Source organism: Pseudoalteromonas neustonica, assembly GCF_001653135.1.
Lineage (GTDB): Bacteria > Pseudomonadota > Gammaproteobacteria > Enterobacterales > Alteromonadaceae > Pseudoalteromonas > Pseudoalteromonas neustonica.
In genome coordinates, this window is the sequence record NZ_BDDS01000005.1 from 175,407 (window position 1) to 198,134 (window position 22,728).

Below are 22,728 nucleotides of genomic sequence, written 5' to 3' on the forward strand. Positions count from 1 at the left end.
GTAGGCCCAACAATTTGAAGTCCTAGGGTATAAAACTCTTTGCTTGAAATTTGATCTGCTTATATGCTCTTTGCTGGAATAAAATAACCAGCAAGGGGCGTTGGATGAGTGATTTTATAATTTTTAGTATAGATGTGTTTGCCAGTTTATTTATTGTGGCATTGGGTTTGTTTGTATTAGTGGTTATTTATTTTTATATTGCAGATGTAACTCAATCAAAACAAGCTATTAGGCGTAACTACCCGGTGATTGGCCGGTTTCGATATTTTTTTGAGCGCCAAGGCGAGTTTTTTCGTCAGTATTTCTTTGCCATGGATCGTGAGGAAATGCCTTTCAACCGTGCTGATCGCAGTTGGGTGTACAAAGCGGCTAAGAATGTTGACCGTACATCAGCGTTTGGTTCAACACAGAGTTTAGAAGTCACTGGTACAGTTATGTTTATGAACTGTGCGTTTCCTACCTTAGACGAAGAAGCCCTCGAGCCAAGCGCTGTAATAATTGGGCCTTATTGTACTGTACCTTATGCAACAAACTCCTTATTTAATATCTCAGGTATGAGTTTTGGTGCCTTATCTAAACCTGCAGTGCGTGCTTTATCAAAAGGTGCAAAGCTTGCAGGATGCTGGATGAATACAGGCGAAGGCGGTTTAAGCCCTTATCATTTAGAGGGGGGCGCAGATATAGTTTTCCAAATAGGCACGGCTAAGTATGGTGTGCGTGATGGGCAAGGCAATTTGAGCATTAAAAAGCTTCAAGAGATTGCGGCTTATGAGCAAGTTAAGATGTTTGAAATAAAAATGAGCCAAGGAGCAAAACCGGGCAAAGGAGGCATGCTACCCGGTAAAAAAGTTAATGCTGAAATTGCAGCTATTCGGGGCATTCCACAGGGGCAAGATTCAATCAGCCCAAATGGTCATCCAGAGGTTAAAAATCCGTCAGACTTACTTGATATGATTGCAAAAGTCCGTGAAACAACAGGTAAGCCTACCGGTTTTAAAGCCGTTATAGGCGCTTATGCATGGCTAGAAACCTTGTTTGCAGAAATAAACCATCGCGGTATCGAATCAGCGCCCGATTTTATTACTATCGATAGTGCTGATGGTGGCACCGGCGCGGCACCTCAACCTTTAATGGACTCGGTTGGATTACCCTTAAAAGAGAGTCTACCTTTAGTCGTTAGCATGCTTGAAAAACATGGCTTACGAGAGCGGGTTAAGGTGATTGCATCGGGTAAATTAATTGTGCCGTCAAAAGTGGCTTGGGCACTGGCGCTTGGCGCAGATTTTGTTGTTTCTGCACGTGGTCATATGTTTGCCCTGGGCTGTATTCAAGCATTGCAGTGCAATAAGGACACTTGCCCAACAGGTATAACAACACACGATGAACGCTTGCAGCGCGGCCTTGATGTAGCTGACAAGGCGCAGCGTGTCGCTAATTACAACAAGTATATTCATTATGGGGCGGGGTTAATTGCGCACTCATGTGGTGTATTTAGTGCTCGAGAACTCAGCCGTGAACATGTTCGGGTTGTGCAGGAAAATGGCTTATCAGAACCACTAGATAAAATGTATGAAAATTATCAGTAATTTAAAGGGGCTAGGTAATAGGGCCCGCCCAAAGTAGGTTGATAAAAAGGCACTTAATAAAGTGCCTTTTGCTATATTTATACACTTAATTTAGTTGGCTTATTAATAAAGAGAAAAATTCCTCTTTGTTATTGCAGGTATGGGCGTTGAGTACTAACTGCTCGCCCAGCGCTAAGGTGTGACGCTGTACATCTAAGCGGGCTTGTTCATCTTCAATACCATCAATATCGGCAACATGAGCCAAGCCAATCGTACGGCGAATAAGCTCAACACCACAGTAGCCAATAGCATCTTGCAAAACTTGTTGCATAAAGTGTTCAGCGTAGCCATTTGCTTGCAAATTCAAATCAGTACTTTGCTTTACAATTAGCGCAAGCCACTGTTGTTCAAATAAGCTATAGCTTTCTTGCAGGCAAGTCAGTAAGTGGCTGTGATAGTTGCGGCGAATAACAAACTCACTAATGCGGGCGTTTTGAGCGCAGTAATTTAATAATAAGTTGCCGATAAATGAGCCGATATCAAAGCCTATAGGGCCAAAAAAACCAAACTCAGGATCGATTATCTTAGTGGTGCTTTGATCTGCAAAAATGCTGCCGCTATGCATATCACCGTGGAGCAGAGTTTGCGGGCATGATAAAAATTGCGCTTTGAGTTTTGCGATTGCTAAATGTAGCGCAGCGTTACTTTGTAATTTACTCACCGTGCTTTGTAATTGTGCAGGGTAGTTATTTCGCTCATGCTCACGCAGAATATCGTTAAAAAATAAGTCTTCAGTAATTTGGCAAAGTTCAGGGTTGGTAAACTGAGTGACTTTCGCTTTTTTATCCTGAGCGGCTAAGTAAAAATCTGAATTATAAAATCCCGTATAACTTAAATAGCGGGCTACATGCTGGCCAAGCAATGGAAAGTGTTCTGCGTTAATTTGTGCGGTGCGTAAAATTTGTAAATGACCCAGATCTTCTAAAATAGTTAACGCTGATACGGGGTTATAATGCAATACATTGGCTGTGTGTTCAGGGCAAATAGCGCCATGATTAACTAACACTTCAGCTTCAATTCGTGCTCTATCAAGTGTTAATGGCCATGATTCTCCTACGCAGCGAGCATAAGGCAGTGCTTGTTTTAATATAACGCTGTTATTTTGCTCATCACTGATTCTAAATACTAAGTTTAAATTACCATCACCAAACTCATACGCAGTTAAAGTTTGATCTGGCTGAAAAAAATCATATCCCTCTTCTTTTACAAGATTTTTAATATAATCAATCGCATGCTGGGCATTAAACGCAAAGTATTTGGCCATCGGGCTTCTCTTATTAATTCAGGAACAATAGCATTCTATACCTTTAACCGTTTGGAAGTCTACACTTCCGCCTTGTGGGTTTTTAAAACTGATGTAAAATAGCAGCAGATTTTATATTGGTAGGTCCAACTCATATGCAAGATTTAATCGCTAGCAGCTTAAAATTCCAAAATAATACCTTAATGGTATTGGATCAGTATTTATTGCCCCATCAACAGGTGTGGCATGAATGCCGTGATGTAAAAACCATGAGAGAGCTAATTTTGAGTTTAAAAATTCGTGGTGCTCCATTGATTGGTTTAGGTGCTAGTTTATTAATTGCTTATTTGGCTGAACAAGACACAACCAAAGCTGTTTTAGCGCAAGCCATTGATGACCTTGAAGCTACGCGTCCCACCGCTGTTAATTTAATGCATTGCATGGCGAAACTAAGGGTGGCATTACAGCAGCAAGATTATGTAGCTGAAGTTATAAACACAGCAGTAAAGCTGTTCAACGAAGACATTGCTCTGTGCGAGAAAATGGCAACTCACGGAGCAAAACTCGTTAACAGTGGCGATAATATTCTGACTCATTGTAATACGGGAGCGTTAGCTACTGCAGGCATAGGCACTGCGCTTGGGGTGATTTATAAAGCGCAGCAGCGCCATGGTGACATTCATGTGTGGGTAGACGAAACTAGGCCATTGTTACAAGGTGGGCGGTTGACTGCATTTGAATTAGAGCGCTGGCAAATCCCTTATACTTTAATTTGCGACAACATGGCTGCAAGTTTAATGGCCGCGGGCAAAGTGGATAAAATTTTTGTGGGTGCAGACCGTATCGCCGCCAATGGCGATTTTGCAAATAAAGTAGGTACTTACAATTTAGCTGTGCTTGCGCACTTTCATGATATTGAATTTTATGTTGTTGCGCCGCTAACCACATTAGATATAAACACGGCGTGCGGCAAAGAGATAGAAATAGAGCAGCGTAATGGAGCAGAGGTACGCGGTGTCAGCGGCAGTTTTGGCGAGGCGCTTTGGGCACCGACTAACGCAAAAGTTTACAATCCAGCATTTGACGTAACGCCCGCAAAGCTTATCACGGGCTGGGTACTGGATACTGGAGTGTATAGCCAAGCTGATATTAAGCGAGGCGCTTTGAGGGGCTTTTAGTCATTTGGTTTATGCTCTGTGTAAAGTTCAATACTATTTGGGTTGTAGGTAGATACAAGTGAAATAGCTAACTTATCATTCTGGGCATTTAGCTTCATTACATAGTTTGTTGGCTTCATTTTTACTAAACTTTTAACATCTTGCATTGTATCTAAAGTCGTACTGTATATTTCTAAATCGGTTGCCACAAATAATGTTTTATCATTGCTTGCTATAGCCACTATAGAGGGTTTGATTGTCGTTAGTTTATCTGGTGTTGCAAATTCTTTATAAGTATTGGTTTGGCTATCAAGTATTAAAAATTGCGTGTTTTTTGTATGCACAATTAACTGATCGTCATCAAGCCAAGCAAGCGCAAGTGGAGTGTCGATGTCACTCATTACAGTGTTTTCATTATCAGTATTTAACAGCATTATTTGGTTGTTTTGATTAGTGGCATCCGTATAGATTATAGCCACTTTATTGTTACGCATTACAGCACTGTGAATATGGCCAGGCATCGTCCATTGTTTTATCACATGGTAATCAGTGGCATTCAAAATGGAGAGTTGATAACTACTTTTGTTGTAGCTCAATAAATGCGAGCTATTAGCATCAGCAGCTATAATTATATTATCAGTGCCTAACTGATCAGTAATGTTGATAAATTGGTTGCTCGTTTTTAACCAATGTTCGCGTTTATCGTGGTAATAAGCATCGGCAAAGTAGATATCACCATTTTTCAGTGCTACGCCATCGCGCTCATGTTTATTTGCTGTGGCAATATGCTCCATGCTTGCCGTTTTAAAATCAAAGATATTGACATCTAAATCGTGTAAGTCGGTACTGATTAATATGGTTTGCTTATCAAGTGGGTATGCGTAATTTGCCGCTTTTACAGGGGCTTCAATCACTTGCCCTAGCTGCATAGTATCGAGCGAAAATGACTCAATTGTCGAATTAAAGCGGTTGTACCAAATTAGAGTGTTGTCATCTTTGTCATAGGTAGCCGCCCATGCTCTGTGGGTGTACGTCGTTAATAACTTCAACGAACTCCCATCAAGGTTAGCCATGTAAATCTCAGATTGGCTAACGTTATGGCGCTCAAAGATAATTCTATCGGGATTTGAGAGCGATGTTAATAAGTAGTCACCAGTACCTGTTATATTGGGTGTAGTAATACGCAGCTCCTCACCTGTTTTTTTATCATAGGCATAGAGTGCATTGAGGTGGGTAAGTCCACGATAGTTATTTCTACGAAATATTGCTGTATCGCCAATTTCCGTGTACTGAGTTAGTTCTTCACCCCCTGTAATGCTATACGGTAGGGGCATCTTTTTTATCTCTTTAGAAATAAAATTACTGGCTTGCCATTGCTGGCACTGGTATTTATTATTTTTCTTACACTTGATGTAAAATAATCGTTCACCATCACTTGACCAACCTTGAATATAAACTTTGCCAGCATCAATCAAATATTCTTTTTTACTGCCCAAGTCCATCACATACATGTTGCTTGTTTCGCTTGTTACGCTTGGTTTGGCAGTGGTAACCATATAAGCCAGCTTACTTTTATCAGGGGGAAGCAATAAGTTATAGTAACTTCCCTTATGCCAAGAAATAGTTTCAGCTTCTAAAGTAAGAAAAGGCATGGAGCTTTGTGTTTCATTGCTGGCAGATGGTTGCTCTTGATAAAACCAAAAAAGGCAAATCACTAAGAGCAGCAAGACCATAGTCCAAGGCCAATATACTTTTATCGGTGTTCTCGTCGGTTGCAGTGTTGGTGGAACTAAAGGGGTTATAATAGGTTTGGTTACCGCAAGTTCTGGTTCAGCGCTAATTGCGCTTGAGTTCACTGAAATAAATAAACTGTAGCCAGCTCGGTAATGAGTTTTGATACTCTGGCCGGGCTGTTTTGCTGACTTGAGGGCTTTTCTTAACTCAGAGATGGCGCGGTTAATAGCATTATCATCTACATGACTTTGTTGCCAAATATTTTCAGCAAGTTCTTGGCGAGGAATTATTCGTTCATTATGTTCAATAAAATAGCATAATAGTTTGAACAGTAGGGGTTCTAATTCCCTAACGTTATCACCGTCACTAATACTTTGCTGATCAATATTTAGTTGCCACTCGCCAACTAATATTAAGTTTCCTTGAGTGAGAAAACGCGCCAGCCCCATATCTAATCCTTTAATTATATATTGCTTTTATCACAAAGAATAATAACAGAAGTTGTTTGTCTTTAGGGTATTTTTGTTGGGTGTTTGTAAACTAATGTAAGCTATATTAGGCTTTTAGCTACATACACCCACGCATTAATACCGCTGCTAAATATCTCTTCAACTCGTACGTAATCATTAACTTCGTAGTTGTCTGCGTTGGCGAGTTCTTCTGCGGTGATAGTAAAAATGGTGCCGGTTACTGTATCTGTCGCCAGTCCTGTTTTAATTAATGCAGGATGAAACCGTTGGCCGCTGCTTTTCAGCACGGCGGCATCGGAGATCTCAACTTCACCTATTACGTAACCTTGTAGTGTATCGGCTTGGCCTTCAAGCAAACGGCCAAAGGTATCAAGCTGTACTTGCTCTAATTGCAGCGTACCGTATGAGAATAGCTTTTCCATTTTTAGCCTTTTGGTTTTAAATAACAGGTCGTTAATCTAATAACGGAAATTGCTTGGCAATCTCTGATTCTGTGCTTTGTGCAACCCAGCCCTCAGTGTTATTGAACAAACGAATCGCGGTAAACTCAGGATCGCTGCCCATATCAAACCAATGCGGCGTGAGTTCAGGGACTGAAATCAAGTCACCCTGTTGGCACAGCACTTGGTAAACTTTGTCGTTAATGTGTAGGCAAAACAACCCTTGGCCTTTCACAAAAAAGCGTACTTCATCTTCACTATGGGTGTGCTCAAATAAAAACTTAGCGCGTAAATCCGCCGCTGAGGGGTTACCTTTAGCCAATGAAATTACATCAACAGTTTGATAGCCCCCTTGTTGCTTTAGGCGCTCGATATCGGTGTTATAAGATGCAATGATCTCCTCATTATTAGTAGTGGCGGTGATCACTGCACTTGCTTGCCACTGCTCAAAACGTACACCGACCTTATTTAACTCTGCGGCTATCTCGTTGTTGTCATGACTTGTAAAAAGCGCATTTTCGCCATTACAGTCAGCAAAAATAGTTAATTGGCTCATGCTAAATACTCCGCTGTAAACTGGCTAAAATCGTTAATGTAATTATGTTCAACCGAGCAGGCTTGACCATCACGGATTAAGTGCAACGTATTTAGGCCTGCGGCTTTAGCTGCATCAAGCTCGCTAACCACATCGCTCAAAAATAACACTTCATTTGCGTCAAATGGCAGTTGCGTAATAATGTTTTCATACGATGATTGCTCTTGTTTTGCACCAACCTTGGTATCAAAGTAATCAGTAAATAGTGGGCGGATGTCACCAAAATCGGAGTATTGAAAAATCAAATGTTGTGCTTTTACTGAACCTGACGAATACACATAAAGCTGCTGACCTGCGAGTTTTTGCTGTTGTAAAAACTGGTAGGCATCAGGATATAAGTGACCAGTAAAATCACCATTTTCGTAACCCGCCTGCCAAATCAAACCTTGCAGTTGCTTAAGTGGGGTAATTTTTTTATCGTCGGCAACCCATTTGAGCAAGGTGCTAATAACCGTATCTATAGGGGCATCTGGCTGCTCGATAAATTCTTTTACGGCATTTAATTGTTCAGCTACGGCGTCTTGTTGCTGGTTTGCTTTTACAAATTCGGGTAACCGCGCAGCGGCATAAGGAAACAGCACTTCTTTAACAAATGAAATTCGGGTAATTGTGCCTTCAATATCAGTTAATAATGCCTTGATCATACTTTTGCCTCTGCTGAAATACCTTCTAATTTTAAACGCTCAAGCTCACAACTAAATAAAAACTCTAAGCCTTCTAAGTGGCGACGTACTTCACGAATATCACGCCCTACAACATATAGACCATGGCCGCGAATAAGCACTGCATACTCAATCGGCGTATGTAAGTGATGGTCACTTACTAATAAGCTTAGGCGATCAATATCTTGGTCGTTATCAAAAATAGGAATACTAAGTGTGTCTAAATGTGACGTATTGCCTGCAATTGACTTTTGCATTTCGTAGCCTTGTAAATCAAGGCTGTGGCCTTTAACTACCCGCGATAGTACCGTGGCTGCAACAGAGTGGGTATGCAATACAAAGTTAGCTGAAGGAATGAGTTTGTACATGCATAAATGCAGCTCTGTTTCGGCAGAAGGTTTGGCTGAACCCGCGCTGCGATCACCATTATGGTCTAACTGAATAAAGGTATGAGTACCGAGCTGACCTTTATCAAAGCCGCTGGCAGTTACAACAAATCCGGTGGTTGTACGAGCTGAAAAGTTGCCACCTGTTGCAGGAACCCAACCACGTTGACTGATCCATTTTCCTGCTTCTATAAGTTCTGAAATAGCGGTATTGTTATGCATATAATCCTCGAGCTACTAAAACGATTTAGACGGCTATACTTCTTTTATAAGCAATGATAGCATCGCTTTGGGCGCAAAACCATCATTAAGGGTAACCAGTGTTTGAAAGTAAATTGCCAAATTTAGGCACCAGTATTTTTAGTCAAATGACCACTTTAGCAAATCAATATGAAGCAATTAATTTATCGCAGGGTTTCCCTGAATTTGACGCGCCAGAGCTGCTAAAAAAACAGCTGAACCATTATGTATTAGAAGGAATGAATCAATATTCGCCTTCAAGTGGTGTGCCGCGACTACAGCAACAAATAGCTGAATTAGCACAGCGAAAATACGGTGCAGAAATTAATGCCGATCAGCAGGTAACCGTTACATCAGGCGCTACAGAGGCATTATTTGTTGCAATTCAAGCTATTGTACGTCGCGGCGATGAGGTCATTATATTTGACCCCGCTTATGACTCTTATCAACCGGCAATAGAGCTGGCAGGCGGTAAGTCGGTTAATATTGCGCTACATGCGCCAGATTATGTGATTGATTGGCAAGCTGTTGCCAGTGCCGTAAATAAAAACACCCGCGCAATAATTATAAATACCCCACATAATCCCAGTGGGAAAACATTAAAGCAGCAAGATATAAATGCCCTTAAAGCGATAGTTTCAGCGCATGATTTATATGTCATCAGCGATGAAGTATACGAGCACATTACCTTTGATGGGCAGCCTCACTTAAGTGTACTGCGTGATGATGCGCTATTTGCAAAAAGCTTTGTTATTTCAAGTTTCGGTAAAACATTTCACAGTACGGGTTGGAAAATGGGATATTGCATCGCACCAGCAAGCTTGGCTGTGGAGTTTCGTAAAATCCATCAATATGTGACCTTTTCAAGTTTTACGCCTGCACAACATGCATTAGCCGATATGTTAGAGCAACAAGGAGAGCATGTGGATGAGCTTAGTGAGTTTTATCAACAAAAACGCGATGTGCTCAGTAATGCTCTTAAAGGTAGCCGCTTTACTATTTTGCCCAGCGAAGGCACTTACTTTTTGCTACTCGATTACAGTGATGTGTCTGAGTTAAATGATGTTGAGTTTTGCCAATGGCTAGTTGAACAGGCGAGCGTTGCTGCTATCCCATTGAGTGTGTTTTATCAACAACCAAGTCACGATAAAGTAATTCGTTTGTGCTTTGCTAAAAGCGATGAAACTTTGCTGCAAGCTGCGGAGATTTTATGTCAACTTTAACGCTCGCTTTGGTGCAAACCTCGCTTAACTGGTTAGATAAAGCTGCTAACTTGGAAAATTTTGGCAATAAAATAGCTAATATAGATAAAGCGGTTGATCTTATTTTATTACCCGAAACGTTCGCCACCGGCTTTGCGATAAGCCTCGATTGCGCTGAACCGGAAAACGGTCAAGTACTTGCTTGGTTAATCGCGACAGCTAAATCGGCCAATGCAGTGGTTGCAGGCTCAGTATTAGTAGAGCAAGGTGACAAAAAAGCCAATCGTTTTTACTGGGTGTGGCCCAGTGGTGAGGTTAAGTTTTACGACAAACGCCACCTATTTTGTTTGGGTAAAGAAGGTGATTTTGTAAAAGCTGGGCAGCAGCGGCAAATATTCACCATTAATGGTTTTAGGGTTTTACCGCAAGTGTGTTATGACCTACGCTTCCCGGTTTTTCAACGTAATCGTAACGATTACGATGTGATGATAAATGTCGCCAATTGGCCCGCAGCAAGGCGTAATGTATGGGATACCCTATTAATGGCGCGTGCGATGGAAAACCAGTGCTATGTGGTTGGTGTGAACCGTGTGGGGGAAGATGGCAATGGCGTTGCGCATAATGGCGGCACTGCAGTGTATGATTTCAAAGGTGATATGCTAGCAGCCGCTACTGATAACAAAGCTGATGTTGTTATTATCACTTTGGACAAACAGCCGCTTGAGCTCTTTAAGCAAAGTTTTCCGGCGCATTTAGATGCCGATGGGTTTAGTTTGGGTGGTTGCAAGTAAAGTTCGAGATATGTCTGTAGACCAAGTTGAGTGTTACAAAATACAAGGTGAAAGAGCTTCGATAACTCGGTGTGGTTTGTGTTTTAGTTTATATTCATGAGTTTTTATCGGAGTTCATGCTTTCGCAAAGAGAATTACAGTGGGCTGTTGACGTTTTGGTCAATATTGACTAAAATTTCCCTATCACGGCCCCTCTCTTAAAGTTAATTCTTTTTGAAGAGGGGTTTTTATTTCCAAATATCCCATTCTAGCCATTTATCCTGGACACCCATACCATATACACTAATGTTGGCACTTTGAATATTTGGGAAAGTACTAATATGTTCTTTCAGCCTATCTCCCCACTTAGAATTTGGATTTATGACTTTTAGTAATTCATTTACTATACACAAAAGGAAGAATGGCCTAGCTTGAAAGTGGGGATTTTTTCTTGCAAATTCTAGCCAAGAATAATGGTTACCTGTGTTACTTGGTTGTTCTGTTATATTTAAATTCCACAATCTAGAATGATGAGCACATACATTTCGTAAATAACGTAACCCATTTATATATGATGAAAAAATCTGTCCGGAAGCGTTATTTTTCTCTTTTTTTATTCCAAATTTTTCGGCAATAGCATTTGCATCTTTATACGGAAGTCCGTTGTAAGCGATTGCTAGGCATCCAAAATCCCATGTTTCTGCGGCTGCCCATAATGGCAATGGGTAGCCGTATTCATTTTTTATATGCTCTATAAATTTTTGCTTACTCCTAGTGCAGTTTTTAGCAACGGATGAAATCCAAGTATGGTGTTTGGTTAAGCCATTATTTTGTGAGCATTTTATTCCAAAATCAGAATTGAAATTTATTGGATTGGTGTATGCTAAAGGGCCTTCTTTAGCTAGGGCATGAACTACATCAACTCTAAGTGCAATTTCTATTCTTTCAAGGGCGTCAAGGCATAGCTGACGTAATTTTTTATCGAATACATAAAGATCAATAATGTTTGCGAAAGTTACACCTTGGCAGTATTCATCATATAAATGTTTACTCTCTTTCTTTTTTCTAATAGGTTTTAAATTTTTATCTAGCTTACAAACTAGACCCCCTTGTTTTCTAACTGCATATAGATAACCTGATAATCGGTAGTAGCCTATGCGTTGCAGGTACTCTAACGCTTTGACTTCATCAGTAATTATTAACCCTCGATCTTTTAATTTGCGTAATTGATCATCAAAGTCTGTCCATGGTTTATTGTATGCCAAAAAAATCACCTAATAACCTATTTATGTACCAATTATAACTTAAAACTTAATTGCGAACTTGAATTATAGAATATATTAAAGAACTGTATTCTTTTAAATTTAGAATCGTAGTCAAACGTGGGGATGGGCTTGCTTACGTCCATGTAATCAATCGCGGGAGGCGCTTGCAGCGGCCCAAAATGTTCCTGACATTTTGTCGAACCCTGGTCGAGGGTTCTCACCCGCCTTCAGCCATTTTTAACAACAAAAAAAGCCCCACAATAAATTGCGGGGCTTTTTTCGTTATTAAATGGCGGAGAAGGAGGGATTCGAACCCTCGATAGAGCTACAAACCCTATACTCCCTTAGCAGGGGAGCGCCTTCGGCCACTCGGCCACCTCTCCAGCGCATAAACTTTTCATTTTGATAGTCGAGTGAACCACCAAAAAGTAATAATGGTGGAGAGATAGGGATTTGAACCCTAGAGGGGCTATAAACCCCTGCCGGTTTTCAAGACCGGTGCATTCGACCACTCTGCCATCTCTCCGTTGACGCAAGATAATACTTAGGTGTGTGGGCTGTGTAAATAGGAAAAAGATCGTTTGCTGGTTTTTTGTTCTAAAAAGTGGTTTTTTTTTGAAATTAAGTGTTTTTGAGGTGTTTTAAGAAGGGGTTGCAGCAAACGAGGGAGCTAAATAAGTGTTTTCATTTAGTGGTTGGGTGTTTGCTGCACCGCTAAAGTAACCATGGTTGGGTGGTTACTTATATTGAACTGCGCCGCCAAGTGCTAGCTTTTTACCATAACGGTTAAGTTTAGCGAGCATTTTTGCTTTGCGATTGGTTGGTTTTACGGCAACATGCGTTGCTGCATTTTCATTTAATGTATTTACTGGGTTCATTACTTTGCTCCGGGTTATGTCTGTTTTGACAACAGGGCTATTCTGACGCTTAATTGCACAAAAATAAAACGATAAAAATTAGGGTGGTCGGATAGAAATAACTAATCTGAATATATTTTTTTAACGTGCAGTTCAGATTTTATGATCTGTGGTAACTGCATGGTTATGAAGGTTGGTTGTTGTTTTTGGTCTGTATTTAAAGGGTTTTAATTTTATTTTTTATTTTTTATGCATTGTGAAATAAAAAAAGTGACTAATTATTCAGATTAATTTATCTTTTGTTAATGTGTTTTTTTGAATGGGTGGGTAGATTGATATTACGATGTTGATAATTATTAAACCAAGTACAAATAAAAATCATAAAAAAGTATGTGATTGGTTACTCCATGAGTGCAATCAACGACAAATAAGTACTGAAATAATATATACCACGGGAAATTTTCATCCAGATTGCAAAAAAATAACTCAACGCGCGGAATATTATCAACGTGCAGTGGTGGTTGGAGGGGATGGTACACTCAATTTAGCTGTTAATGCACTTGTGGGACTTTCGTGTTCGTTGGCGTTATTGCCATTAGGTACAGGGAATGATTTTTCACGAGGCTTTGGCTGCTCTGATAAAGAGTGGCGCACGGCGGTTTTTAGTCAAGGTGATGTCAAAATAGATGTTGGGCAAATAAATGACCGTTATTTTGTCAATATTGCAGGGGTTGGTTTTGACGCTCATGTTGTCAAAGCATTGCAGACAAAACCTGCTCGGTCCTCGCTTGGTTATAGCTTGGCAGGATTTAAATATCTATTAGGTTATAAAGGTACGCATATCACCAGTGATTTTTCAGGGCGTGAGTATGCGTATAAAAATCTAATCACTGTATTTGCGAACCATCGTTATTTTGGTGGCGGCTTGGCTATTGCACCTAAGGCACGATTGAACAGTGGTTACTTGGAATGCTATGCCATGCCTGCGCGTGGGTTGTTGGGCAACCTATATAGTTTTATGCGTTTATTACTACGCAATCACCATACAATGACAGGACTTGAGTATCAACGCGTGACGGTTGCAACCATTAATACACCTAATTTACCTATTGAAGCCGATGGCGAGTTGATTGGTGTAACACCTGCTTCTATTCAAGTGCATCCACGAGCCCTACGTTTTTGTGTGCCAACGTGTACCTCTATACAGTTAGAGATAAAAAAAGTATGCAGTTAAAAATAAAAAAAGCGCCTAACAAGTAGGCGCTTTGGGGTTAGTTACGTTTAAAACGTATTCTAACCGGGGATGGAGCTTTTTTGATGCAATGACCGCGCTGCAAAAAATGCTTTAATTCGTTTTGTTGGGGTTAGTACAATGGCGTTACCTACCAGCACTAAACTAAAGCCTATAAACGTATTCGTTTGCCAGATAAACCCTTCAAATAATGTGCTCAGTGCAACGGCAACTAAAGGAAATAATACAATCACATAACTGGCGCGTTCTGGGCCTATGTTTCTTAGTAATGCAAAATAACAAGCAAATGCGATAACAGTGCCAAATACAGATAAATAAACTAATGAATACCAATAGCTTGCAGGTGCCGACAAGCTAAACTGAGCATCGCTAATAATGACGTAAAATAATAGCCCAATCGCGCTATATAGCATGCCCCACGCATTACCTTGCATAACACCTATTTGCTGGTGAGAATTGCGAACACTGACCATATTCCCTAATGAAGCCACAAAGGTACCACTGAGAGCAAGTAGTAACCCGACCAACACCCCGTTACTCAAGTCGAACTGCTGTAACTGTGGCCAAAACAAGCAAATGATGCCTAAAACACCTAAAATAGCGCCGCTGTAAATACGTTTGGCGATAGGTTTACCAAAGAATAAGCGGGTATTAATAATATTCATTATGAGCAGCATTGAAAAAGCAATGGATGTCATGGCTGACGTTAAGTAATTTTGTGCCCAGTAAAGAACCAAATAATTAAGTCCAAAATTACACAACGCTAATAAAACAAAAAAACCATGGTCTCGGCGGGTGTAATTCATGGGGAGTTTTTTTACGCCCACCCACATCCACATCAAAATAGCTGCAAGGCTAAAGCGATAGAATAGCGAAACTTCAACGGCGATGTCACCTAATTGAAATTCAATAGCGAGCCACGTAGAGCCCCAAATCAAAACGGTGAGAGTGTACAGCGCGATACTTTTCATGGCCTTGGTCCAAGTGTGAAGATGAAGTGTTCATTTTAGTTCGCTTCTGTATACTTAACATACACAGAAAACTATAAATGCAACCTATACAGATTTGGGGTGCTTTGAGTGAAAGGCAAATGCAATGTCGTTAGTGATCAGTAAAACTAATCATGATTTTTTATACCAGCAAGTCATGCAACTTGTTCGCGATTTAAGTGAGCAGGGCACACTGCTCCCTGGTGAGAAACTTCCTTCATTACGCAAAATGGCCGAAAAACTCAATGTGAGCATCCCGACTGTAAAATTGGCTTATCAGTCTCTTGAGGCACAAGGTCTTGTTGAAGCGCGGGAAAAGTCTGGTTACTTTTTAAAAACAGTTAATACACAACTTGCTCGGCCTAAACGAGTAAAGCTGAGCCGCGCGCCTGTATCAGTTAATATGCAGGTGTTAATTGAGCAAGTATACGATGCCATCCATCAAGCGAATGTGGTGCCTTTTGGTATTGCAAACCCTGTTGCGGCAGCCCCAACCGATAAAATGCTTAGCCGGACCATGCGTCGGGTAATGTCGATTGCAGGGAGTCGTGCAATAAACTATGGGGCGATGGATGGTTTTGCGCCGCTTAAAAAGCAGTTGATCCATCGTTATTTAGATTTTGGTATTGGGGTTGATAGCCATGAATTAGTGATCACCAATGGCGCACAAGAGGCTCTAGCGATCGCGTTAAAATGTGCGACAATGCCGGGAGATGTGATTGCGATCGAGTCACCTTGTTATTTTGGGATCATTGAATTGATCGAGAGTTTAGGCCTTAAAGCACTGGAGATCCCGCTATGTCCTGATGATGGGATCTGGCTTGATGATCTGAACCAAGCTTTGCAAGATCACGATATTAAAGCCTGTGTGTTTTCAACTTCGATCAACAATCCGGTTGGCAGCTTTATGCCGGATCATAAGCGTAAACAATTAGTTGAGCTATTAGAATCACAAGATGTAGTGCTTATTGAAGATGATGTGTACGGCGATTTGCATTTTACTCCCGAGCGAGGCATACCTGCACAAGCGTATTCAAAAAAGGGGCTCGTGTTAACGTGTTCTTCGTTTTCAAAAACAGCGGCTCCGAGTTATCGGGTTGGTTGGTTAATTGCGGGAAAGTTTGCAGCGCGCGCAAGGCGTTATAAACGAGCACTAAGCTGCTCAACATCTTTAATTAATCAATGGACGTTATATGAGTTTGTGGCCAGTGGTGATTATGAGCGTAACTTAAAATTACTTAGGCAGCGTCTGCGTACCAATAAAGAGCGGATGATTTGGTGTTTGCAGCAAGCTTTTCCTGCCACGGCACGTATTAGTGATCCGCAAGGTGGCTGCGTGGTCTGGGTTGATTTAGGGCCAAGCTTTGACAGTATTAAGCTATTTCAACTCGCGCTAGAGAATGGTATTAGTATTACACCGGGTTATATATTTTCGGCAACGAATAAATATCGCAGCTGTATACGGTTAAGTTATGGCTTGCCTTGGAATGAACGAGTCGAGCAAGCAATTATTAAACTTGGTGAGTTAATACATTTAGCTAAAAAGTAAAAAAGCAGCACGTTTAAAAGAGTGCTGCTAAAGGGATATCAAATTGTTATATGAGTTTAGTTGTTTTGTTTGTAGCTAAATAATTGATAATTTTTTAGCTCTGGTACTAATTTAACAAGTTGCTGCTCTTGCGCTGCAATCGTTGAAAAATTATCACATAATGCATCAGCACGTTTTTCCAGTGCGTTTGCTTGCAGTTCTACCTTTTCTTCTATTTGTGCACCCATATTTTCCATACGCTGTTCAAAGGCTTGCATATCGCCGCCGGCACCCATTAACTCAGACCCTAATGCCATCAAAATACTGCCCATTGATTGCATCATTGCTGATTCAACGGCACTTTCAATTTGTTCATCAAAATGGCTTTCAAAATTTTCGCCAAAGTCATTGAAACTTTGCTGGCCCATTACAAAGGCACCTTGTTGATAAAAGGTATTTTCTACCTCAACCTGAATCTCTGCCATTAGGTCATTAATACTGTCTAGACCTTGGATGTTAAATGCATTGGCGACTTCTTCAATTGCAACGCCGGCAATTTTTACACCTTCAAGTGCAATGTTAGCAACTTCAGGTAGCTGGCCTCGTAGGCTGTCTGAGTAGTCGCTGATTGCTTGACGCTGCTGCTCATCTAATGCCAATGTTTGGCCATCAACAATGAGCTCGCCATTGTTAGTGAAAGTCATGGTGTGATCGTTAGCGGTAAAAATTTCGAGTTCGTTTGGTTTAATGCGAACATCATTTTGAAACTCTACTTTGCACGAATCGCCGCTAAATGAAATATGCGAGTCGTTATCATTGTGCGCCATTGCCCCTGTGGCAATAAATAAAGAACCTACTAAAAGTAATTTTTTCATTTTTATATCCTGCTAATGTGTTGATTATAACGAATGCTTACTTAGTTGTTATCAAGTTTGATGCCAAAAAAAATTAATATTAATAATCATGTTGTTAGGGTCTTTTCTTTATTTTTTGATTGGTCTATTAAATGATAAAAAAACTAATTTTTAGTCAAAATGACTAAAAAATTTATAAGCATAAATAATGTTTATCGTTTCGATAAAAAAGTCTCACTTTCCAGAATTCAAATTTAACGCTATTTATTCACATTACTGACATAACATCATTTTAGAATGGGTTGTGGCTTTACTTTGGTGCGCTTCACTATGTTGAATAAGCGCACTGAACATTTTAATTTTACCAATGGCAGTGATAAAAATCCTACATTGGTCTCAAACACTTTATGGAGTGGGTTGTGGGTAAGACATTTAGTTACGATGCGCTAGATGACGCTTTTGTTGAAGACGAGTACGAAATGGTTGGGCGTAATCAACACGACAAGAATAAGCAAAAGGTGAAGAAAAAGTTGGAAGACTACCTGGAGCAAAAACGCTTGCGTAAAAACTTAGGTGATGATGACTTTGATGAGTACATGAATCACTAAGCAACAGTTTAAAATAAAGAGGCGTATGCCTCTTTATTGCTTTTAGTTTTTAAGTGCTTTAATGATCGTGCTTTCGATTTGTTGCGGCTTGGTAAAAGGAGCGAAACGTTTAATAGGTTCGCCATTGCGGCCGATTAAAAATTTTGTGAAATTCCATTTTATTTTACGACTCAAAAACCCTGGTAAGGCTGATTTTAAATGCCTAAACACGGGGTGTGCATGTTCGCCGTTTACATCTACTTTGCCCATCATCACAAAGTCAACGCCATAATTAATTAAACAGCCCTGCTGGATATCCTTAGCGTTTCCAGGTTCTTGTTGACCAAATTGATTACATGGAAAACCAATAATAACCAATCCTTGCTCGGCGTATTTTGCATGCAATTGTTGCAGGCCTTCGTATTGCGGTGTAAAGCCACATTTGCTGGCGGTATTAATAATTAAAACCACTTTGCCTTCAAGGTTACTAAAATCAAATGTTTGGCCCTGTAAGTTTGTGGCTGAAAGTTGGTGAAAGTCGTTCATGATGCTCACTTTATTATTGTTGTTTGGTAAATTCTATCCTGAGTTGTGACAGACATACAGCTTAAATCTAGCTTTGCTCGATTTTTACTTAGCCCACTCGGTTACAAACCTCGCGCCGCGATTAAATCGCCTTAGGATTGAACGAATTTTAATCTGAAAAGGTCAACACGCCCTAAAACTTGTGAGTAAATATTCAATCAATAAACGTACTCTATACGGCATTAAATCTTTGCGTGGGTATACTAACCAAGATGCATTATCAGTGACTTGAAATTCATCAAGCAGCGTTACTAATTGGCCTTGTTGCACGTATTGCTCAACAATATCGCAAGCTAAGTGGGCAATCCCTAATCCACCCAATGTTGCACTGAGTAATGCGCGTGGATGATTACTGCGCCAGTTTCCAGTAATTTTTACTTCTTTGATTTCGCCATTAAAATTAAATCGCCAGCGTTTACCCATTGCCACTAAGCAATTATGTTTAGTGAGCTGGTGAGGTGTTGTAGGAGCGGGGTTTTGTTGTAAATAGTCAGGGCTTGCAACGAGCGTCATGATGCGAGGGCATAGTGGTCTCGCGATTAAATTCGAGTCTTGCATACGCCCAAAACGAATGGCTAAATCAAAACCTTCTTCTACGAGGTCAACGTTGCGATTATTAAAGTCCATATCGACTTCCACGTCAGGGTAGCGTTTTACGAATTCAACAATTTTGGGTGCTACATTAGTTGCGACAAATTCCCCCGCGCCGGTAATGCGAATAAGGCCTTTGGGTCTGCGTTGTTCGCCTTGTAATTGATTATTAGCGTCTATAAGTTCTTGTTTTATGGCTTTGAGTTTAACTGCGTATTCACGCCCTGCGTCAGTTAAGCTTATTTTACGGGTGGTACGTTGAAACAGCACTGAGCCTAAGCGGTTTTCTAATTGTTGTACTTGGCGACTAATATGAGATGTTGACACTTCCATAGCTTTTGCTGCATGGGTAAAGCTGCCATGTTCAACGACATGTAAAAATTCATCAAGGCCTTGCCACATATATTATGTTCTCAAAATATTAAGTAATTATAGTTTATATCATTCATTGTTGCAGCTGTGCAAAAGTGATTGCCTGATCTTAATCTTTAATTTAAACGTTAAAAGTCTACAATCATTTGGTCACCACGCATTATGCATAATCAATTAATGGAGCAAGCATGTTAAATTTTAGTTTTGCAAACCCAACAAAAATTCATTTTGGCGAACAACAAGTCGCATTAATTAAAAGTGAGATCCCAACTGACGCAAAAGTACTGGTTACGTATGGCGGCGGCAGCATCAAAAAAAATGGTATTTATGAACAAGTAAGTAATGCGTTAAGTGAGCATACTTGGTTTGAATTTGCAGGTATCGAGCCAAACCCAAGTTATCAAACGTGCATGAAAGCGGTTGCTTTAGTTAAAGAGAAACAGATTGACTATATTTTAGCTGTTGGTGGCGGTTCTGTTATTGACGGCAGTAAATTTATTGCTGCAGCGGCAAATTATGAAGGTGAACCGTGGGATATTTTAGCTAAAGGTGGTGAAATTAAGTCAGCGATTTCGTTAGGTGTAGTGCTAACTTTGCCAGCAACGGGGTCTGAGTCAAATACCTTTAGTGTTGTATCTAACCTTGATAGTCATGACAAATTGCCATTTGCTAGCCCATTTGTACAACCGCAATTTGCTGTGCTTGACCCTGCAGTGACTTACTCATTGCCTAAACGCCAAGTAGCTAACGGTATTGTTGATGCGTTTGTTCATACTATGGAACAATACTTAACGTACGATGTAGACGCTAAGTTACAAGATCGTTTTGCTGAAGGTATTTTAATGACCTTACTTGAAGAAGGCCCAAAAGCATTTAGTGAGCCAGGCAACTACAAAGTGCGCGCTAATATTATGTGGTCGGCAACGATGGCCTTAAATGGATTAATTGGTGCTGGTGTGCCGCAAGATTGGTCAACGCATATGCTAGGGCACGAAATGACGGCAGTGTATGGCCTTGATCATGCACAAACGTTAGCGATTGTATTGCCACGTATGATGGCTGAGCAAAAAGAAACGAAACGCGGTAAAATTTTACAATATGCACAACGTGTTTTAGGCCTTGACATTAGCGATGAAAATGCCGCTATTGAGCAAGCAATTGCTGCAACAGAGGCGTTTTTCCATAGTGTAAACATGCCAACTCGTCTAAGTGATTACAACTTAGGTGAAGAAGTGGCAGATATAATTGTTAAGCAGCTTGAGCGCCACGGCATGACGGCGCTCGGTGAGCGAGAGCAAGTTACTCTTGAAAAGAGCCGTGCTGTTTTACTTGCCAGTGTTTAGCGCCAGTATCGGCAATTGAATTGGCGCATTGATCTGGCGCTAATTCAAAATTAAAAACAGGCCCATACCAGCCAGCGTTGTGTAGTAAATATTATGCGTTTTATACGCGACAATAATTGCGACAACTGCAGCGCTGAGGTATGGGTTTTGCCAGTTTAGGTTAATACCATTATCTGTTACAAATACGATAGGCACCCAAATAGCAGTGAGCACTGCAGGGGCGCTAAAGCTTAAAAATTGCTGCATTTTTGGTCCGACTTTAAAGGGCAAAGCGCGGTGTAAAAATAAGTAACGGGTAAAAAAAGTAATACAGGCCATTAATAAAATAGTTGTCATCATGATTTAGGCGCCTGTTTTATATGTATTTGGCTATTTGTGCGACTAATAACACGGCTAATAATATACCCCACGGTCATAGCACTCAGTGCAGCAACAACCAACCACAACTCAAACCCTTGGCTTTTTAAAACGCTAGCAACTATGCCTGCGGTTACAACCGTTGCTAAGGTTGCAAGGTTTTTTATGCCAGGAATAACCAGCGCTATAAATGTTGCGGCAATGGCAAAATCTAAACCGAGGGTGGTTAAATCGGGCAATAAACTCCCTGCTACAATGCCAATAAAAGTCCATAAATTCCACGCTATATAAAAACTAAATCCGGCACTTAGCGCATAGGTTAAACGCGTTTTTGTACGGTAGGCTTTGCGGTGGTGAGAAAATGCAAATAATTCATCAGTGAGTACAAAGCTTACAGGTAGGCGCCAACGCAAAGGTTGATCTATTACTTTGTGGCGTACCGCTAACCCATATAAAAAATGCCGTGAACTAATAATAAAAGTAGTAAATAAAATAGTTAATAACGGCGTATTACCAGCCATTAGTTCAATGGCAACCAGTTGCGCTGAGCCTGCAAAAACCAATAGTGACATAGCTTGTGTTTCGAGAGCTGTAAAACCATTCTGTACCGCTAACGATCCACATAAAATACCCCATGGGATCACTGCTAAACACAGCGGTAGCATATCTAAAAAACCTTTAAGTAATGCCTTTTTCACTGTGTATCCTTCGTTAATGAACTGCTAAATAGATTTCTATATTGGCCAGGCGTAATGCCAATGCGAGATTTAAAGTGATGATGTAAGTGACTTTGATCATGAAAGCCACATTCGTTTGCTGTTTGGCTGACATTTAAACCATGTTTTAACAATGTCTTTGCATGGCGAATACGGCGCTGTATTTGGTATGCATGAGGAGTTAAACCATATTGTTTTTTATATTGGCGAATAAAATGAAATGGACTCATGTGACTCAGGGCGGCTATTCGCTCAAGGCTTATCTCTTCACAGCAATATTCATCAAGGTATTGCTGTGCATGTGTAAGGTTTGCTTTGGGTTTTAGTTGTTTTAATTGTCGGTAATCTTGTTTAAATGAAAGCATTAACTGAGTCATCACACTGTAAAATAAGCTTTCAGTGTGCAGTTGGTTATTATTTTTCACTGTAGTTGTTAAGCAATTAAGTAGTTGATTTAATTGGTGGGTAAGTGAGCGATTGTTGTAAACAGCAAAATCAAAATAAGGTGCGCCACAGCGAATACCTATTAACTCTTGAGAAAGTGCGTCAAATTGCTCTGGACGCGGATACATTGCTCTGTATGACCAGCCTGCTTCGGTTGCTGTTTGGCCATTATGAATTTGGTCGGCATTGACTAAAATAATACTATTTTTTGGTGCGATATGGTCACTGCCACTGCGATAAAACTTTTGCGCGCCGCAATCAATTAAACCAATGGTGTAGCCTTCATGGCTATGGCGTGAAAAATTCTGATGAGTAAAGCGTGCTTGTAAAGCCTCTAACCCGCCTAATTTCTCATGGTGATAAAAAGTTGATTGTTCATCTTTCATTGGCGCCGCTTTTGTTATTTTAGCTCTTATAGCTTTGAGTATATCTAAACCAATATACAAAGCTTGTAAAAAATTGCG

The 22,728-nt window shown here is 40.5% G+C and carries 23 protein-coding genes and 2 tRNA genes; 8 read left to right on the top strand and 17 right to left on the bottom strand.

Annotated elements, in window-relative coordinates; translation table 11 throughout:
- Positions 1-104: 104 nt before the first annotated feature.
- Positions 105-1,586: an FMN-binding glutamate synthase family protein gene (locus A7967_RS09525; protein ID WP_054205293.1), complete on the top strand. Its 1,482-nt coding sequence runs from the start codon at positions 105-107 to the stop codon at positions 1,584-1,586.
- Positions 1,587-1,671: 85 nt separating this feature from the next.
- Here A7967_RS09525 and mtnK read toward each other — a convergent pair whose 3' ends face one another.
- Positions 1,672-2,889 (bottom strand): S-methyl-5-thioribose kinase, encoded by a 1,218-nt coding sequence (gene mtnK / locus A7967_RS09530; protein ID WP_054205292.1) that lies wholly within the window; start codon positions 2,887-2,889, stop codon positions 1,672-1,674.
- Positions 2,890-3,023: 134 nt separating this feature from the next.
- Here mtnK and mtnA point away from each other — a divergent pair, with 134 nt between their 5' ends.
- Positions 3,024-4,046 (top strand): S-methyl-5-thioribose-1-phosphate isomerase, encoded by a 1,023-nt coding sequence (mtnA, locus tag A7967_RS09535; RefSeq protein ID WP_054205291.1) that lies wholly within the window; start codon positions 3,024-3,026, stop codon positions 4,044-4,046.
- Here mtnA and A7967_RS09540 read toward each other — a convergent pair.
- The 5 genes from A7967_RS09540 to A7967_RS09560 form a co-directional block, all read right to left on the bottom strand.
- Positions 4,043-6,208 carry a winged helix-turn-helix domain-containing protein gene (locus A7967_RS09540; protein WP_054205290.1) on the bottom strand — a complete coding sequence of 722 codons (2,166 nt, stop codon included), beginning with the start codon at positions 6,206-6,208 and terminating at the stop codon, positions 4,043-4,045. The two genes, mtnA and A7967_RS09540, sit on opposite strands and share 4 nt — an antisense overlap.
- A 101-nt stretch (positions 6,209-6,309) precedes the next feature.
- On the bottom strand, positions 6,310-6,651 hold the full coding sequence (locus tag A7967_RS09545) for a gamma-glutamylcyclotransferase family protein (RefSeq protein WP_054205289.1): 342 nt from the start codon (positions 6,649-6,651) through the stop codon (positions 6,310-6,312).
- A 31-nt stretch (positions 6,652-6,682) separates the two neighbouring features.
- Positions 6,683-7,225, bottom strand: coding sequence for a 1,2-dihydroxy-3-keto-5-methylthiopentene dioxygenase (locus tag A7967_RS09550; protein ID WP_054205288.1), 543 nt, complete (start codon positions 7,223-7,225; stop codon positions 6,683-6,685).
- On the bottom strand, positions 7,222-7,908 hold the full coding sequence (gene mtnC, locus A7967_RS09555) for an acireductone synthase (protein WP_054205287.1): 687 nt from the start codon (positions 7,906-7,908) through the stop codon (positions 7,222-7,224). The genes A7967_RS09550 and mtnC overlap by 4 nt, the downstream gene beginning before the upstream one ends.
- On the bottom strand, positions 7,905-8,534 hold the full coding sequence (locus tag A7967_RS09560; RefSeq protein ID WP_054205286.1) for a methylthioribulose 1-phosphate dehydratase: 630 nt from the start codon (positions 8,532-8,534) through the stop codon (positions 7,905-7,907). Before A7967_RS09560 ends, mtnC begins: the two co-directional genes overlap by 4 nt.
- Before the next feature lie 98 nt (positions 8,535-8,632).
- Between A7967_RS09560 and A7967_RS09565 the strand changes: the two genes are divergently transcribed.
- Entirely contained in the window at positions 8,633-9,775 is a 1,143-nt protein-coding gene (locus A7967_RS09565) for a methionine aminotransferase (protein WP_054205285.1), read from the top strand.
- Positions 9,763-10,545, top strand: coding sequence for an amidohydrolase (locus A7967_RS09570; RefSeq protein ID WP_054205284.1), 783 nt, complete (start codon positions 9,763-9,765; stop codon positions 10,543-10,545). The genes A7967_RS09565 and A7967_RS09570 overlap by 13 nt, the downstream gene beginning before the upstream one ends.
- A 227-nt stretch (positions 10,546-10,772) precedes the next feature.
- Here A7967_RS09570 and A7967_RS09575 read toward each other — a convergent pair whose 3' ends face one another.
- The 4 genes from A7967_RS09575 to A7967_RS23100 form a co-directional block, all read right to left on the bottom strand.
- The gene (locus A7967_RS09575) at positions 10,773-11,789 is read right to left on the bottom strand and encodes an Abi family protein (protein ID WP_054205283.1); all 1,017 of its coding nucleotides are present in this window, start codon (positions 11,787-11,789) and stop codon (positions 10,773-10,775) included.
- A gap of 290 nt (positions 11,790-12,079) precedes the next feature.
- Positions 12,080-12,172 (bottom strand) — tRNA-Ser (locus A7967_RS09580).
- Between the two features lie 52 nt (positions 12,173-12,224).
- Positions 12,225-12,315 (bottom strand) — tRNA-Ser (locus A7967_RS09585).
- A 211-nt stretch (positions 12,316-12,526) separates the two neighbouring features.
- Positions 12,527-12,667: a hypothetical protein gene (locus A7967_RS23100; protein ID WP_167349695.1), complete on the bottom strand. Its 141-nt coding sequence runs from the start codon at positions 12,665-12,667 to the stop codon at positions 12,527-12,529.
- Between the two features lie 322 nt (positions 12,668-12,989).
- Here A7967_RS23100 and A7967_RS09590 point away from each other — a divergent pair, with 322 nt between their 5' ends.
- Positions 12,990-13,880, top strand: coding sequence for a diacylglycerol/lipid kinase family protein (locus A7967_RS09590; protein WP_082355671.1), 891 nt, complete (start codon positions 12,990-12,992; stop codon positions 13,878-13,880).
- A 59-nt stretch (positions 13,881-13,939) separates the two neighbouring features.
- Here the strand turns inward: A7967_RS09590 and A7967_RS09595 are convergent, their stop codons facing one another.
- Positions 13,940-14,869: a DMT family transporter gene (locus A7967_RS09595; RefSeq protein ID WP_064435644.1), complete on the bottom strand. Its 930-nt coding sequence runs from the start codon at positions 14,867-14,869 to the stop codon at positions 13,940-13,942.
- A gap of 124 nt (positions 14,870-14,993) precedes the next feature.
- Here A7967_RS09595 and A7967_RS09600 point away from each other — a divergent pair, with 124 nt between their 5' ends.
- The gene (locus A7967_RS09600; protein WP_099458982.1) at positions 14,994-16,436 is read left to right on the top strand and encodes an aminotransferase-like domain-containing protein; all 1,443 of its coding nucleotides are present in this window, start codon (positions 14,994-14,996) and stop codon (positions 16,434-16,436) included.
- A gap of 56 nt (positions 16,437-16,492) precedes the next feature.
- On the opposite strand, the gene A7967_RS09605 is transcribed toward A7967_RS09600, so the two are convergent.
- Positions 16,493-17,290: a YggN family protein gene (locus tag A7967_RS09605; protein WP_054205280.1), complete on the bottom strand. Its 798-nt coding sequence runs from the start codon at positions 17,288-17,290 to the stop codon at positions 16,493-16,495.
- Between the two features lie 398 nt (positions 17,291-17,688).
- Here A7967_RS09605 and A7967_RS09610 point away from each other — a divergent pair, with 398 nt between their 5' ends.
- Positions 17,689-17,877 carry a PA3496 family putative envelope integrity protein gene (locus A7967_RS09610; RefSeq protein WP_082355672.1) on the top strand — a complete coding sequence of 63 codons (189 nt, stop codon included), beginning with the start codon at positions 17,689-17,691 and terminating at the stop codon, positions 17,875-17,877.
- Between the two features lie 42 nt (positions 17,878-17,919).
- On the opposite strand, the gene A7967_RS09615 is transcribed toward A7967_RS09610, so the two are convergent.
- Positions 17,920-18,402, bottom strand: a complete 483-nt coding sequence (locus A7967_RS09615; RefSeq protein ID WP_054205278.1) for a glutathione peroxidase — start codon at positions 18,400-18,402, stop codon at positions 17,920-17,922.
- A 162-nt stretch (positions 18,403-18,564) separates the two neighbouring features.
- On the bottom strand, positions 18,565-19,434 hold the full coding sequence (locus A7967_RS09620) for a LysR family transcriptional regulator (protein WP_054205277.1): 870 nt from the start codon (positions 19,432-19,434) through the stop codon (positions 18,565-18,567).
- A gap of 158 nt (positions 19,435-19,592) precedes the next feature.
- Here A7967_RS09620 and A7967_RS09625 point away from each other — a divergent pair, with 158 nt between their 5' ends.
- Positions 19,593-20,747, top strand: coding sequence for an iron-containing alcohol dehydrogenase (locus A7967_RS09625; RefSeq protein WP_054205276.1), 1,155 nt, complete (start codon positions 19,593-19,595; stop codon positions 20,745-20,747).
- 39 nt (positions 20,748-20,786) lie between these two features.
- On the opposite strand, the gene A7967_RS09630 is transcribed toward A7967_RS09625, so the two are convergent.
- The 3 genes from A7967_RS09630 to A7967_RS09640 are packed head-to-tail and all read right to left on the bottom strand — an operon-like array spanning position 20,787 to position 22,650.
- On the bottom strand, positions 20,787-21,086 hold the full coding sequence (locus A7967_RS09630) for an AzlD domain-containing protein (RefSeq protein ID WP_054205275.1): 300 nt from the start codon (positions 21,084-21,086) through the stop codon (positions 20,787-20,789).
- Complete coding sequence (locus A7967_RS09635) at positions 21,083-21,769, bottom strand: AzlC family ABC transporter permease (protein ID WP_054205319.1); 687 nt, start codon at positions 21,767-21,769, stop codon at positions 21,083-21,085. The genes A7967_RS09630 and A7967_RS09635 overlap by 4 nt, the downstream gene beginning before the upstream one ends.
- A gap of 29 nt (positions 21,770-21,798) precedes the next feature.
- Positions 21,799-22,650 carry an AraC family transcriptional regulator gene (locus A7967_RS09640; RefSeq protein ID WP_082379035.1) on the bottom strand — a complete coding sequence of 284 codons (852 nt, stop codon included), beginning with the start codon at positions 22,648-22,650 and terminating at the stop codon, positions 21,799-21,801.
- Positions 22,651-22,728 lie beyond the last annotated feature (78 nt).